The sequence below is a fragment of the Photorhabdus aballayi genome (assembly GCF_026153155.1).
Lineage (GTDB): Bacteria > Pseudomonadota > Gammaproteobacteria > Enterobacterales > Enterobacteriaceae > Photorhabdus > Photorhabdus luminescens.
In genome coordinates, this window is sequence record NZ_JAPFCD010000011.1 from 1 (window position 1) to 15,109 (window position 15,109).

The 15,109-nt window shown below is 43.3% G+C and carries 13 protein-coding genes and 1 pseudogene; 2 read left to right on the forward strand and 12 right to left on the reverse strand.

The annotated features are described in order from the left end of the window. Positions 1–326: 326 nt before the first annotated feature. The 3 genes from dxs to xseB form a co-directional block, all read right to left on the reverse strand. Positions 327–2,192: a 1-deoxy-D-xylulose-5-phosphate synthase gene (gene dxs / locus OO184_RS07965; protein WP_265378717.1), complete on the reverse strand. Its 1,866-nt coding sequence runs from the start codon at positions 2,190–2,192 to the stop codon at positions 327–329. Between the two features lie 64 nt (positions 2,193–2,256). Further along, positions 2,257–3,174 (reverse strand): (2E,6E)-farnesyl diphosphate synthase, encoded by a 918-nt coding sequence (gene ispA, locus OO184_RS07970; protein ID WP_265378718.1) that lies wholly within the window; start codon positions 3,172–3,174, stop codon positions 2,257–2,259. A gap of 4 nt (positions 3,175–3,178) precedes the next feature. Beyond that, on the reverse strand, positions 3,179–3,457 hold the full coding sequence (gene xseB / locus OO184_RS07975) for an exodeoxyribonuclease VII small subunit (RefSeq protein ID WP_265378719.1): 279 nt from the start codon (positions 3,455–3,457) through the stop codon (positions 3,179–3,181). A gap of 197 nt (positions 3,458–3,654) precedes the next feature. On the opposite strand from xseB, the gene thiI reads away from it, so the two are divergent. Next, positions 3,655–5,103, forward strand: coding sequence for a tRNA uracil 4-sulfurtransferase ThiI (gene thiI, locus OO184_RS07980; RefSeq protein WP_265378720.1), 1,449 nt, complete (start codon positions 3,655–3,657; stop codon positions 5,101–5,103). Positions 5,104–5,181: 78 nt separating this feature from the next. Here thiI and yajL read toward each other — a convergent pair whose 3' ends face one another. Beyond that, positions 5,182–5,772, reverse strand: coding sequence for a protein deglycase YajL (gene yajL / locus OO184_RS07985; RefSeq protein ID WP_265378721.1), 591 nt, complete (start codon positions 5,770–5,772; stop codon positions 5,182–5,184). Continuing rightward, positions 5,735–6,647 (reverse strand): annotated as a pseudogene (panE, locus tag OO184_RS07990) (2-dehydropantoate 2-reductase). The gene yajL and the pseudogene panE overlap by 38 nt, the downstream one beginning before the upstream one ends. Before the next feature lie 135 nt (positions 6,648–6,782). Between panE and OO184_RS07995 the strand changes: the two are divergent. Next, on the forward strand, positions 6,783–7,274 hold the full coding sequence (locus OO184_RS07995; protein WP_265378722.1) for a YajQ family cyclic di-GMP-binding protein: 492 nt from the start codon (positions 6,783–6,785) through the stop codon (positions 7,272–7,274). A 203-nt stretch (positions 7,275–7,477) separates the two neighbouring features. On the opposite strand, the gene OO184_RS08000 is transcribed toward OO184_RS07995, so the two are convergent. From OO184_RS08000 to OO184_RS08030, 7 genes are all read right to left on the reverse strand, one after another. Next, complete coding sequence (locus tag OO184_RS08000; protein ID WP_265378723.1) at positions 7,478–8,857, reverse strand: MFS transporter; 1,380 nt, start codon at positions 8,855–8,857, stop codon at positions 7,478–7,480. 156 nt (positions 8,858–9,013) lie between these two features. Next, a complete protein-coding gene (cyoE, locus tag OO184_RS08005) occupies positions 9,014–9,898 on the reverse strand; it encodes a heme o synthase (RefSeq protein WP_132345744.1) in 885 nt (294 codons plus the stop codon). A 12-nt stretch (positions 9,899–9,910) separates the two neighbouring features. Further along, the gene (locus tag OO184_RS08010; RefSeq protein WP_049582576.1) at positions 9,911–10,243 is read right to left on the reverse strand and encodes a cytochrome o ubiquinol oxidase subunit IV; all 333 of its coding nucleotides are present in this window, start codon (positions 10,241–10,243) and stop codon (positions 9,911–9,913) included. After that, complete coding sequence (locus tag OO184_RS08015; RefSeq protein WP_265378724.1) at positions 10,243–10,857, reverse strand: cytochrome o ubiquinol oxidase subunit III; 615 nt, start codon at positions 10,855–10,857, stop codon at positions 10,243–10,245. Before OO184_RS08015 ends, OO184_RS08010 begins: the two co-directional genes overlap by 1 nt. Next, a complete protein-coding gene (cyoB, locus tag OO184_RS08020; protein WP_265378725.1) occupies positions 10,847–12,838 on the reverse strand; it encodes a cytochrome o ubiquinol oxidase subunit I in 1,992 nt (663 codons plus the stop codon). Before cyoB ends, OO184_RS08015 begins: the two co-directional genes overlap by 11 nt. Before the next feature lie 4 nt (positions 12,839–12,842). Continuing rightward, on the reverse strand, positions 12,843–13,778 hold the full coding sequence (gene cyoA, locus OO184_RS08025) for a cytochrome o ubiquinol oxidase subunit II (RefSeq protein ID WP_049582573.1): 936 nt from the start codon (positions 13,776–13,778) through the stop codon (positions 12,843–12,845). A 349-nt stretch (positions 13,779–14,127) separates the two neighbouring features. Continuing rightward, entirely contained in the window at positions 14,128–14,889 is a 762-nt protein-coding gene (locus OO184_RS08030) for a nucleoside-specific channel-forming Tsx family protein (RefSeq protein ID WP_265378726.1), read from the reverse strand. Positions 14,890–15,109: the final 220 nt, after the last annotated feature.

A 15,109-nucleotide genomic window follows, 5' to 3' on the forward strand; every position in this document is an offset into this window, starting at 1 on the left:
TATTTACTTATTTACTTATTTACTTATTTACTTATTTACTTATTTAATCCTTGTACTTTATTTTTTTTGCGAGTTATCCATGTTTCATTTACAATAATTACACCTACAGATTTAATTATTATTTTTAAATCAATAGGTTACTGTTTGATTGATATATTTATTATAGAAGATAAAATTCACAAAGATATTAATTATAATATGCCAAATTTTCATAATTAGCATGAGGATTGTATTTGTTTTTATTAATAAATTATATGGTTAATTAACTATGTTGCTATATATAATAGTAAGGATAATAGGATAAATATCCTATTATCCTTATACCCTCAGGAAAATAGCCTTTTATTGATGCTATTTTGAATACCTGCGGCATCAAGTCCTAAATCCGCTCTGATTTCTTCCTGGCTACCTTGTGGTATAAATTGGTCAGGCAAGCCAATATTCAGAATCTGCACAAGACGGCCTTCCTGCATTAATAGTTCATTAACGCCACTTCCAGCGCCGCCCATAATGGCATTTTCTTCCAACGTGACCAATAAATCATGGTTATCGGCCATGTCTAATACCAATTCTTTATCCAGTGGTTTAATAAAGCGCATATCGACAACAGTTGCATCCAGTGATTCTGCCGCGGTTATTGCATCGGGTAATAGAGTACCAAAGTTCAGAATTGCTACTTTCTTACCCTGACGGCGAATAACACCTTTGCCAATTGGCAATTGTTCAAATGGTTGTCGTTCCGCCCCCGTTCCGGTTCCTCGTGGATAGCGCACGGCTACTGGACCTTGCTGATAATGATAGCCAGTGTGTAGCATCTGGCGGCATTCGTTCTCATCACTGGGCGCCATAATGACCATGTTGGGGATGCAACGAAGGAATGAGAGATCAAAAGCGCCTTGATGTGTCTGACCATCAGCACCCACGATACCGCCGCGATCTATTGCAAATAAAACAGGTAGATTCTGAATGGCGACATCATGAATAACCTGGTCATAAGCACGTTGGAGGAATGTCGAATAGATAGCGACAATCGGCTTGTAACCACCAATAGCCAAACCAGCGGCAAAAGTCACGGCATGTTGTTCTGCAATGGCGACATCGAAGTATTGATCAGGATATTCGCGGGAAAAACGCACCATACCAGAGCCTTCACGCATGGCGGGTGTGATTGCCATCAGTTTTTTGTCGTTAGCGGCCTCTTCGCATAACCAGTCTCCAAAGATTTTGGAGAAAGTAGGGCGGTTATCTGAGCTTTTAGGTAATGCGCCAGTGGTCGGATCAAATTTAGGTACCGCATGCCAACTGATAGGATCTTTTTCGGCAGGTGCATAGCCACGACCCTTTTTGGTCATGATGTGTAGTAGCTGTGGCCCTTTTAGTTCACGCATATTTTTCAGCGTTTGGGTCAATGTCAGTACATCATGCCCGTCAATGGGGCCAATATAATTAAAACCCAGCTCTTCAAATAGCGTGCCGGGAACAACCATGCCTTTAATATGTTCTTCAGTTTTTTTCAGTAGCTCTTTAATCGGCGGCAGGTTGGAAAAGACTTTTTTCCCGCCTTCCCGCAATGTGGTGTAGAGTTTACCGGAAAGAAGCTGAGCCAGATGGTTATTTAACGCGCCAACATTCTCTGAGATAGACATTTCGTTGTCGTTAAGAATGACTAACATATCCGGGTCGATATCCCCGGCATGGTTCATTGCTTCAAAAGCCATACCTGCTGTTATTGCGCCATCACCGATAACACAAACTGTGCGGCGGCCTTTGCCTTCGCGTTGAGCGGCAATTGCCATACCTAATCCCGCACTGATAGAGGTTGATGAGTGACCAACACATAAGGTGTCGTATTCACTTTCATCTCTCCACGGGAAAGGGTGAAGCCCATTTTTTTGACGAATCGTATTAATACGATCTCGGCGTCCTGTCAGGATTTTGTGGGGGTAAGCTTGATGGCCGACATCCCATACCAATTTATCAAAAGGAGTTTTGTAGACATAATGCAACGCCACAGTCAGCTCAACGGTACCAAGACCGGAGGCGAAATGACCACTAGAGCGGCTGACACTGTTTAGCAAGAATTGCCGAAGTTCATCACATAACTTCGGCAGGCTCTCTTTTGGCAACATACGAAGTTCTTCAGGATTTTCCGCTAATGCCAATGTGGGGTATTTGGCTATATCAATGCTCATTTGATGCTCGTTAAGAAGTGTTTATTTAAATAGCGCCGCCAGTGGGTGAGTTTACCGGCAGACCTTAATTGTTACGTTCAATAATAAAGCTGGCAAGTGCGCGCAGCATTGTTGTGTTATAGGATTTATCTTCCAGTTTGCTCAAGGCTTTTAAGGCTTCTTGATACAGCTCGTATGCTTTTTTTTGTGCTTGTTCTAACCCCAATAATGCGGGGTAAGTGCTTTTTCTTAACTGTTGGTCGCTGCCTTGGCGTTTTCCTATCATTTCGGTATCGCCAATGACATCAAGAATATCGTCATGAACTTGGAATGCGAGACCAATCGCTTGGGCATATTGATCCAATTCTGGCAGGGCATCATGTCCACTTTGACCTGCGCCATATGCGCCCATTCTGACGGCGGAACGAATAAGCGCGCCCGTTTTATGGCGATGAATTTGCTCCAGCATATGGAGATCAATGTGTTTGCCTTCCGCGGCCAAGTCCAGGGCTTGGCCGCCGCACATACCGGCTATACCACTGGCGGTAGCCAATTCAGCAAGCATTGCGAGGCGATCTGTTGTTGTAACATCCGGCATTTCTCTTTTAGATAGGATTTCAAACGCCAGAGCTTGTAATGCATCTCCCGCCAGAATTGCGTGAGCTTCACCAAATTTTATGTGGCAGGTCGGTTGTCCACGGCGTAAATCATCGTTATCCATCGCAGGTAGGTCGTCATGTATTAATGAATAGGCGTGAATACATTCAACGGCCGCTGCTGGCGCGTCCAGATTATCTGCGGATAATCCAAACATTTCACCGACTGCATAGACCAAAAATGGGCGTAGGCGTTTACCACCAAGTAAAGTACCATGTTGCATCGCGTGAACTAGTGGGCTGTCTGCAAATGCCAGTGAAGATAGTGTGCTTATCAGAACGTTATTGACTCGTTGTTGACAGATTTTAAGCTGTTCTTTAAATTGGGTTGAATTTTGTTCAGACATAGGCTTATTCAGTATCCGGGGAGAAGTGACTCAGTGGAGATTGGGGGTCATCGTTAAGCAGAATTTGCACTCGCTGTTCTGCTTGCTGTAAAGTCTGTTGTCCTTGGCGGGCTAATTGAATGCCATGCTCAAACTCGCTTAGGGCTTCTTCCAGCGCCAGTTCACCTGATTCCAGCCGGGCGACGATTTGTTCCAGCTCTTTTAATGAGCTTTCAAATGTCATTGACGGTGCAGTTTCTGGCGTACTGTTTGTACTTTCTGATATTGCATTTTTCTTTGGCATAATTTTTTACTATTTACAGAGTTCGCCTAAGGGTTGCAGACTATCTTATTATGCTGGTGCAAACAAATCCTTAACTGATTTTGCGTTTTCTACGCGCTATACCAACGAGATAGTGTTATACTGCGCAGCCTGATTTGACGACCGGGCATACTGTCAGGTTTATTTATCAAAACGCCTAACCACTACTATAACTCACTATGAAGTTTATTATTAAATTATTCCCGGAAATCACGATCAAGAGCCAAACTGTTCGTTTGCGCTTTATTAAAATTCTTGCCAGTAATATTCGCAATGTGCTTAAGACGTTAGGAGATAATATTGCAGTGGTTCGCCATTGGGATAATATCGAAGTTCGTACTAAAGATGAAAACCTTGGTGCTCAAATTTGTGATGCGCTAACACGTATCCCCGGTATTCACCATATTCTGCAAGTAGAGGAGCGTGAGTTTCGTGACATGCATCATATCTTTGAACAAGCTTATGAAGCTTATGGCGAATCGCTCCACAATAAGACATTTTGTGTTCGGGTAAAGCGCCGTGGTAAACATGCATTTACTTCCAATGAAGTAGAGCGCTATGTCGGTGGTGGTTTAAACCAGCATATTGAATCCGCGAAGGTAAAACTTAATCATCCTGATGTGACTGTTAATCTGGAAATTGATCAGGATGTGCTGATTCTGGTAAAAGCCCGTTATGAGGGGATTGGTGGTTTTCCTATCGGAACGCAGGAAGATGTATTATCTCTAATTTCCGGGGGTTTTGATTCTGGTGTTTCCAGCTATATGCTAATGCGTCGTGGCTGCCGTGTTCACTATTGCTTTTTCAATCTTGGCGGTTCTGCTCATGAAATTGGCGTGAAGCAGGTGGCTCATTATCTTTGGAATCGTTTTGGCAGTTCCCATAAAGTCCGTTTCGTTGCGGTGGATTTTGAACCCGTTATCGCTGAAATTTTGGAAAAAATTGATGACGGCCAAATGGGGGTGGTGCTTAAACGGATGATGGTAAGAGCGGCTTCTAAAGTTGCAGAGCGTTATGGCGTACAGGCAATTGTTACCGGTGAGGCTTTGGGACAAGTTTCCAGCCAGACACTCACTAATTTGCGTTTGATTGATAATGCATCGGATACATTGATTCTGCGGCCGCTGATTTCTCATGATAAAGAGCATATTATCAGGTTGGCACGTGAAATTGGCACTGAGGATTTTGCCCGTACAATGCCTGAATTCTGTGGTGTTATTTCCAAAAGCCCGACAGTAAAAGCCGTTAAAGCTAAAATTGAAGCAGAAGAGGCCAATTTCGATTTTAATATTTTGGAAAAAGTTGTCAGTGAAGCCCAGAATATTGATATTCGCCAGATCGCAGAACAAAGCAATGAGCAAGTAGTTGAAATTGAAACGGTGACAGCATTCGCTCCAACGGATGTGTTATTGGATATTCGTTCGCCTGATGAACAAGATGATCGGCCATTGCAGTTAAATGGTGTGGAAATCAAATCATTGCCATTCTATAAGTTGAGCAGCCAGTTTGGTGATTTGCCAAAGGAGAAGACTTATCTGCTCTATTGTGAACGTGGAGTAATGAGTCGTTTGCAGGCACTCTATTTATCTGAGCAGGGTTTTGATAACGTGAAAGTTTATCGGCCTTAATTGCTTTAATTATACATTTCGGGGTTCCTATTACGTGAACCCCGAATCGTATAAAGTAAGATGTTTTTGCCTATTTTTTCAATCCTGATAAGAATATACACCTAGTGGCAATATGAGTTGAGCCGCCACCTCTGCTGCTGTTTCTCGTCCTTTTAATAATTCGATGAGTTTTAATGCGAAATCGAAAGCTGTCGCTGGCCCCTGACTGGTCAATAGATTGACGTGATCATCAAAACAGACTCTGCAATCAATCCATTTATCGGACGAAATTTTGTCTTGCAAATCGGGGTAACCGGTCATTTTGCCAGTAGGAAATAAATTATGGTGTTCAAGTACGATAGCAGGCACGGCACAAATTGCAGCGATAATTTTCCCTTGATAATGTGCCTTGCGGATTTTTTCGATAACTAGTGGGTTATCACGGAAACACTCGGCACCCTGCATACCGCCGGGTAAGATGATGGCATCGAAAGATTTATCAATAACTTTTTCCAGAGGGACATCAGCAACCAATTTTACACCTCTGGAGCAAATTAAAACCAGTTCTCCATCGCTGGCGGTGCTGGCGATCGTAACACTGATGCCAGCACGTACCAGTAAATCAATAGTTGTAACGGCTTCTGTTTCTTCACTACCGTGAGCCAGGCAGATGAGTGTTGAAGGGTTCATAATCATCTTTCCTTATGTTTAATTAGGTTATAGATACGGGTATTTTCAGGGGCTGCCAGGCCATGTGCACGGGCCCGGCGTAATAAATAACCGGTGATATAGTCAATTTCAGTGCGACGTTTTGCGCGGACATCCTGCAACATGGAAGAGTAATTTTTTGCGGTAAGCTTAATCACATCGTAGACATAGGCAATCAGGTTATCGATAGTGGTATGTATGTTCTCTCGTTGCATAACCTGAATAATTTCTTCGCACAAAATATTCAATTGTTCCGGGTAGCGAAGCAAATCTCCATTCCGGCATTCATAAAGTGCAGTCAGCGGGTTTACGACACAGTTAGCAGCAAGTTTCAGCCAACTAATAGAGTGAATTTCATTATGCCATGCAACATCTGGCAAAGATCGGTGTAATACATTAGCCAGAGAGCTAAGCCCAGTTGCATTTGACGTTGCTGAGCCAATATGGGTTAGCCCGGAAGCGGTATGATAAACCTGTTGGTCATCCTGATATGCACCATGTGTCGTGACGCCAAGAAGTATTGGATTAGGCGCTGATAATAGTTCTTCTTGAGTACCCATGCCGTTGTGTAGTAATAAAATTGGGCAATTAGGTGAAAGCTTAGGGAGTAAATTATTCACTGCATCAGCGGCTTGCCATGCTTTCAGACAGACAATCAGTAATTCGCTATTAGCAAGATGGTCGCTGTTATTAGTTGGGATTGTCTGGTTGAATACTTCCCCGTTCATTTCATCAATATGAACAGATAAATAAGACCGGGAACTTTTTAGCCAACCTTGTACTTGATGTTTTTGTTGTGATAATGCTGCCAGCCACAGTTTTCCTATAGCGCCGCAGCCAAGAACGGTTATCTTCATACGATCCTCCGGGAGAGACGCTATTATGATAATGGATAGAAATGATAAGATCCTGCTAATCCAAGTATAGAGCTTTTGCTGGCAATGGAAAGCGGTTATCATGCCAACTTATTGATTATCAGGAGGTCATGGATAATGCCATCTTTCGATATTGTTTCAGAAATTGATATGCATGAAGTTCGCAACGCGGTAGAAAATGCGCAGCGCGAGCTTGCTAGCCGTTGGGATTTCCGTAATGTCAACGCCAGTTTCGAATTAAATGAAAAAAATGAATCTATTAAGATTGCCAGTGAGTCAGATTTTCAGGTAAATCAGTTGGTTGATATTATACGTGAAAAGCTGGCTAAACGTGGTATCGATGGTGCTGCATTGAATATCCCTGATGATATGTTGCACAGTGGTAAGACTTACAGCGTTGAAGCGACCCTGACGCAAGGAATAGATACTCCTACGGCGAAAAAGATCGTGAAATTAATTAAAGATAGTAAGCTGAAAGTGCAGGCACAGATTCAGGGTGAGCAGGTGCGAGTAACAGGTAAAGCTCGTGATGATTTGCAAAGTGTTATGGCATTGGTTCGCGGCGCAGAACTGGGACAGCCATTCCAGTTTACGAATTTCCGGGATTGATTTTCAGCCAAATAAATTGATATACCCTATGGATTTCAAGATGCATCGCGACGGCAAGGGAGTGAATCCCCGGGAGCATAGATAACTATTCTAGTCTAGTATGGAGTGGGATATTCCTGACCAGGAATCCCACTTCCAATTTCCCTTAATATCGAATCGAAGTGGGTGAGTTTTATTAGCTTCTTATATGTTTGGTTTGATACTTAATCTATCGTGTCATTATTATTAGCTATCAATTGTTCAAGTTGTGTTCTGCTTGTCAACTTAGTATCTACTTTTATGTAAGCGCTATGCTCTTCCGGCACAATAACGACGTCGCAAACGCCGGGCTGAACAAGAATTTTTTGTTCCAGTAATGCTTTATTTACTATGTTTTCTGGTAGAGAAATTCTGATGCTGCTGACATAAGGGGGTTGTTTCATTGTTGTGCTGATAATGAACCAAATGATTGTCAGAACGATACCTGCCGCAAATACCAGCGGCGCTCCTTTTAACTCATATAACCAACCACCAAGGCCGCCCCCTAAAGCGACACCTAAAAATTGGCTGGTGGAATAGATACCCATTGCTGTACCTTTATAACCAGCGGGCGCTTCTTTACTGATAAGTGATGGCAGGAGAGCTTCCATTACATTGAAAGCAATAAAGAAAATTTGTATGCCGATGAAAATTACCCATAAGTGATGTCCCGCCGCCCACAATACAATTTCAGCAATCAGCAGCATAGTGATACACAGTGAAAACACTTGTTTCATGCGGCGCTTTTTTTCTGCGTAAATAATGAAAGGTAAAACAGATAAGAATGAAACTAGCATAGTGATCAGGTAAACCTTCCAATGTTGTTGGGCAGGGAATCCTGCTTGTTGCATCACCAAGGGAAGGGCGACAAAACTTGCCATTAGCAAAGTGTGCAAACTGAGAATGCCAAAGTTAAGTTTTAGCAACTGGCTATCAGCCAGAACCTTACTGAAACTGTGGCGAATAATGCCTGATTCACGATTAAGAATGTGTTTATCTGTAGAAGGAACAGCAAATAATGTTATCAGAATGCCACACCCGGCCAGAATGGTAATTCCCCAAAATAGACCATTTAATCCAATGGCATTCGTAAGAATTGGGCCAAGTACAATGGCTATGGCGAAAGTTATTCCGAAGCTAATGCCAATAAAAGCCATTGCTTTAGTTCGATTTTGTTCACGGGTTAAATCAGAAAGTAACGCCATAATTGCAGCAGATATCGCTCCAGCGCCTTGTAACGCTCGTCCAATTATTATGCCCCAGATGGAATCGCTGAGAGCGGCAATAATACTACCAAGGACGAATAACAATAATCCGCCAACAATTAAGGGTTTACGGCCAATTCTGTCAGAAAGCAGGCCAACAGGGATCTGGAAAATTGCTTGGGTTAAACCATAAATGCCAATGGCGATGCCAATAAGTGTTTCGGTCGCATCTTTTAGATGAAGGCCATAGGTTGTTAATACAGGAAGAACCATGAACATGCCTAGCATTCGCAGAGAAAAAACTGAACCTAGGCCCCACGTCGCCCGAAGCTCAAGTGGCGTCATTTTATTATCGTTCATGATTACCTCTAAATATTTTGATGCGTCATTGTAGATAGGTTTTCAATAAGGGGTAAATAGTTAATTGAATTAATAATATTGAAGTATTAAGGAGAGGAGATAATAGGTTGGAAGGAAACTGATGGCAGAAGGGGGAGCCACTGCCATCAGGGAAAATTACCGGACGTAAGTTAGGAAGGCTTCTGAGGGCACATGCGGGTCAATAGACATCATGATACTCAGGGAAGTGATTGCCACAATGGAAAATATAAATAATTTACGAGCCCAAATGCGGTCATTATCAGTTTTGTAACCGGATAACGCCATTCCTAGCCACCAGACGCTTACTGCTGCTGCAACAACCAAATATTTGTAACCAGCGTAACCGCTGATGGCTAGCATAAGGGTTGCAATCATAAATGCCAGGATATAAAGGATAATGTGGTTTTTCGCCACAGATATGCCTTTAATCACGGGCAGTACAGGAATGTTGGCTGCCTGATAATCTTTGAAACGAAAAATAGCAATAGCATAGGAGTGCGGCATTTGCCACAGGCTGAAAATCAGTAATAGGATCAACGCGCCCGTATCAAATTGACCAGTTACTGCACAATAACCGATAACTGGAGGTGCAGCACCGGACAAACTGCCGATCAACGTGCCATAAACAGATTTCCTTTTCATATAGAGGCTGTAAACCCCTACATAGACAACAAAACCGATAATCGCTAATTGCATTGCTAAAGCATTGGCTGCTGCATAGAGCAGCACTATGCCAGCAATACCCAGTATTGATGCATAAATCAGGCTGATTTTCGGATCAATAAGTCCTTTTACAAGGACACGGTTTTTTGTTCTTTCCATGATCCGATCAATGTCACGGTCAATGTAATTGTTAAATACACAACCAGAAGCCACGACTAATGAAACGCCGAGCAGAGTCGAGATGAACAAAGGGTAATCAATCACCCCTTTCGAGGCGAGTAGAAAACCACCGATCACAGAAATTAAATTGCCGAAAATAATTCCTGGTTTAGTTACTTGCAGGTATTGCTTAATCATATATGCAGCTCTTTAATCAACCATCATATTAATGTTGAGGTTGTACATAATCCATAGTGAGCCAACAACAACAATACCGATAATTAAAATGGTGAACAGCAATGCTACTAAGTTCCAGCGCTCTTCTGACGAAGTGTTCATGTGCAGGAAGTAGATAAAATGAACAATAATCTGCACCACAGCCAGAGCGACTACTGTTGTCAGGATAGTCGTATGGGAGGCAGAACCATCCATTACCATCCAGAACGGAATCACTGTCAGGATTACTGAAAGAATAAAGCCGATCAGATAAGACTTCAGGCTACCGTGGCTAGCTCCAGTATGAGCGGTATTGGAATGACTCATTACATAGCTCCTAACAGATAAACGACGGTAAATACACAGATCCATACCACATCCAAGAAGTGCCAGAACAAGCTCAGGCAGTTCAGACGGGTTTTATTGACATCAGTTAAACCGCGGCGGGTTACTTGGATTATCATAATGATAATCCAGACCAGACCACAGGTAACGTGGATACCGTGAGTAGCAACCAATGCGAAGAATCCAGACAAGAATGCACTGCGGTCAGGGCCGTGGCCGTCAATAATCAAGTGATGGAATTCATACAATTCCATCGCCACGAAGCCAAGGCCAAACAGGAAAGTCATGGCAAGCCAGGCGTTAACCTGGCCGACTTTTCCTTTATTCATGCCTAACATGGCAAAGCCATAAGTGATACTACTGAATAGCAGTAGGAAAGTTTCGACCAATACGAAAGAGAGGTCGAAAAGTTCTTTGCCAGATGAGCCGCCCGCGGTTCCGTTAACGAGTACTGCATAAGTCGCAAATAGACATGCGAACAAAATACAGTCACTCATCAAGTAGACCCAGAAACCGAATACTTTAGTGGCTCCCGCATCGTGGTGCCCGTGATGCTCGTGGGCATGATTGTGGTTAGTCATAGTTTCAGTTGACATGGTTCAGACCTGCCTTGCTAATTTGTTCATGGTGTTGATTCTCGATTTGCTCAACTTCAGCAACGGGTACGTAGTAATCAACATCTTCATCAAAGCTTTTCGCGATCCAAGTGATAATCATGCCTGCAAAGCTTGCGATAACCAGCCACCAGATATGCCAAATCATGGCGAAACCAAACAGCAAACTGAAGCCTGCAATAATTACACCTGCACCGGCATTTTTAGGCATATGAATTTCTTCATACTGAGCAGGACGTTTATAAGCTGTGCCTTTTTCTTTCATATCCCACCATGCATCACGGGTTTGAACATGTGGAACTTCAGCAAAGTTATAAAACGGTGGTGGAGACGATGTTGCCCACTCCAGAGTACGTCCGCCCCAAGGGTCACCGGTCAGATCACGGTTTTGGTCACGGTCACGGATACTAACGTAGAATTGAATGACCTGACACAAGATACCAACGGCAATCAGTGCGACACCAATCGCGGAAACGACCAGCAGAGTATGGAATTCAGGGTTGATATCTTGGCTAATACGACGAGTCATCCCCATAAAGCCGAGTGCGTAAACTGGCATAAAGGCGATGAAGAAGCCGATGATCCAGAACCAGAATGCGCGGACACCCCATTTTTCGTTCAGTGTGAAACCAAAAGCTTTCGGGAACCAGTAAGCAGTACCAGCGAAACAACCGAAGACAACACCACCGATGATCACGTTATGGAAGTGTGCAATCAAGAACAAGCTGTTATGCAGAACGAAGTTTGCACCTGGAACTGCCAGCAGAACGCCAGTCATACCACCGATAGAGAAAGTGACGATGAAGCCAACAGTCCACAACATCGGTGTTTTATACTCAATACGGCCTCGATACATTGTAAACAGCCAGTTGAAGATCTTAACGCCTGTCGGAATCGAGATAATCATGGTGGCTATACCGAAGAAGGCGTTAACATTCGCACCGGAGCCCATCGTAAAGAAGTGGTGCAGCCATACGATAAACGACAATACGGTGATGGCAATGGTTGCCCATACCAGAGAAGTGTAGCCGAATAGTCGTTTTTTCGAGAACGTCGCAGTCACTTCAGAGAAAACACCAAAGACTGGCAGCACCAGAATATAAACTTCAGGGTGACCCCAAGCCCATATCAGGTTGATATACATCATCATGTTACCGCCCATATCATTGGTGAAGAAATGGGTACCCATGTAGCGATCAAAGGTTAGTAGGGCAATGGTAACAGTCAGAATCGGGAATGCGGCGATGATCAGTACGTTAGTACAGAGTGCTGCCCAAGAGAATACAGGCATTTTCATCATGGACATGCCAGGAGCACGCATACGCAGGATCGTCGCAAAGAAGTTAACGCCTGTCAGCAAGGTGCCGATACCGGATATCTGAAGACTCCATATCCAATAATCGACTCCAACGCCGGGGCTATATTCTATACCTGAGAGCGGAGGATAAGCTAACCAACCGGTTTGAGCGAATTCACCTACACCCAGAGAGATATTAATCAGTGCAACGCCAACGACGAAGAACCAGAAGCTCAGTGAGTTCAGGAATGGGAATGCCACGTCACGAGCGCCGATCTGTAGTGGAACCACGACGTTCATCAGGCCGACAACAAACGGTGTCGCCATGAAGAAAATCATGATGACGCCGTGGGCGGTAAAGATCTGATCATAGTGATGCGGTGGCAAGAAACCTGCTTCACCCGCAGAGGCGACAGCCTGTTGACCGCGCATCATGATGGCATCGGCAAAGCCACGGAGCATCATGACAAGTGCCACGATAATGTACATAATACCGATTTTCTTGTGGTCAACGCTGGTTAACCACTCGCTCCACAGCCATTTCCATTTACGGAAATAGGTCAGGGCTCCGACAATCGCGAGCCCTGCGAAGAGAATCCCTGCAAGAGTGACCATAACAATGGGCTCATGCAATGGGATTGCATCAAGTGTTAATTTTCCCAACATTACTTTATTCCTCAACTCCGGCATGAGCGGTTTCGCTCATATTCATGTTATGACCTGTCGTTGCACCGTGGCCGCCATGCATATTCATGTTGCCCATAAATTTGGCAATAATGTCTTGATACAGGTTAGGCTTAACGCTTGAGAAGTATTCAACCGGATGGTTCTGGCTTTGTTTAGCTAACTCGTTAAATGCTTGCATGGTATCCAAGGTTTTAGAGGAGGCTTTCACTTTTTGAACCCACTGTTCAAAACCTTCACGATCTGCGGTAGCGGTAGCAGTAAATTTCATGCCGGAGAAGCCGTGGCCGCTATAGCTGCTGGACAAACCTTTATAAGTGCCAGGTTCATCGGCAATTAAGTGAAGTTTAGTTTGCATACCAGCCATTGCATAGATTTGACCACCTAACTGTGGGATGAAGAATGAGTTCATCACAGAATCAGAGGTGATTTTGAAGTTAACCGGAACCCCGACAGGGAAAGCAATTTCGTTAACTGTAGCGATGCCTTGCTCCGGGTAAACGAATAGCCATTTCCAATCAAGAGAAATTACTTCAATAGTCACTGGTTTTTCATCACTGACCAGTGGTTTATATGGGTCAAGCTCGTGGGTTGTTTTCCAGGTAATGGTTGCTAAAATAATAATGATAATGATAGGAACGGTCCATACTACCAACTCAATTTTATTTGAGTGCGCCCAGTTAGGGTGATAGGTAGCACTTTTGTTGGCTTCGCGGTAACGCAGGGCAAAAGTGAATGCCATGATGATCACCGGAATAACGATGATTAGCATCAGGCCAATAGCCGTAAGTATCAGCGTTTTTTGTTCAGCGCCGATAGCGCCTTTAGGATTCATCAATACCATATCGCAGCCACTCAGCATAAGAGTAGCCGCTAGTATTGACAATATCCCAATACTTTTATTGTATTTCATAAGTCTCATCTAACGACTCCAAATAACAAAAGCTCTATTGTCGTTTCATCAGTGCGGGCATTCTACGGTAAGGCTACTGGAGTGTAAACATTTGTAATAGTTAGTTGAGGGGTTGTTAACCCTTTATGTTACTGGGATCACATGCAACTGTAAGATTAATCAGAGGTTAGCTTGAAAAGGTTATTTAATTGTAACGAAATAGTGCGGAAATATGAATTTATACTAAATCATTTTATATTTTTTAGGCAAAGGGAAAAAAATAAAAAAATTTGCTTTAAAAATTTCCACCGCGGTCATTTTATTTAGGAATTAAATTAATTGTGAGCCACTTTTGGCAGCTCACAATTAAAGTCAATAATTAAAAGTTATATTTAATGGAGTAGACAATCGCATCCTGCCAGAAGTCTTCACCTAATTTATGATCGGCATATCGATATTGAATGCCGGTCGTGAAGGATTGGTGAGGTGTCCACCATAACGCTATTGCCCCGTTGGTACCGTTCCGTCCACCGTTGCCGTAGCGTTCATTCCGGTTAAGTTCTATTTCATTCCAGTTAGTTATGCTGAATTTTTCTTCCCAGAGTTGAAAGTCGTAACCCGCAACCCAACCAACGACATAGCCGTTATTACCGGAGTAGAAAGTTTGGTCAACATAGTGCAGTGCAACGAACGGTTTAAACCAGACACCGGCGAAATCAGTGTTGTAGCCAATACCATAAAGGGTATTTACCTCATGGAAGTTCCCTCCATGTGCTGTACCTGGGAGCGAGTAAGTACCGTAAACATGACCATAGAGGTTGAAACCAGTATCAGCCAGATAAAAGCGACCGGTGGTTTTAAACGTGTATCTTTGGTTATCTCCTGGTTCAGCGTGCTGACTGTTGAAAGCATTTTCCAGATCAAAGAACCCGTATAATTCACCCCAGTCAAATCCGGCTCCGCCTTCCAGTTCCAAATAGGCAAAGTCGTCTTTATGAGAGGTTTGCCCTGACTTGTGTGTGGTATGGTTGGTCCAGTCAAGGTAGTTCATGCTGATATTAGCAAAGCCCCCTTGATATTCAGCATAAGCTGGGACTGAGACGGTGGTGAATAAAGCAGTGGCTAGAATGGTTGTTCTCATAAATTTCTCTAACGCATCCATGAAAAGAGGTTTTGGGTTTTAAAGCTATATTAAATAACCCTTAAAATGGTAGTCTGATTCTACGCAGATATAAATATTGAACAATCAAATAATCACTTGAAAATAGCACTTTTGGCAAATGACTATTTGAAGTGTGATCGCTATCACTTAAATATTTTAAAAGAGGGCAGGGATATCAAAGGCTGACGGTCGTCAACCT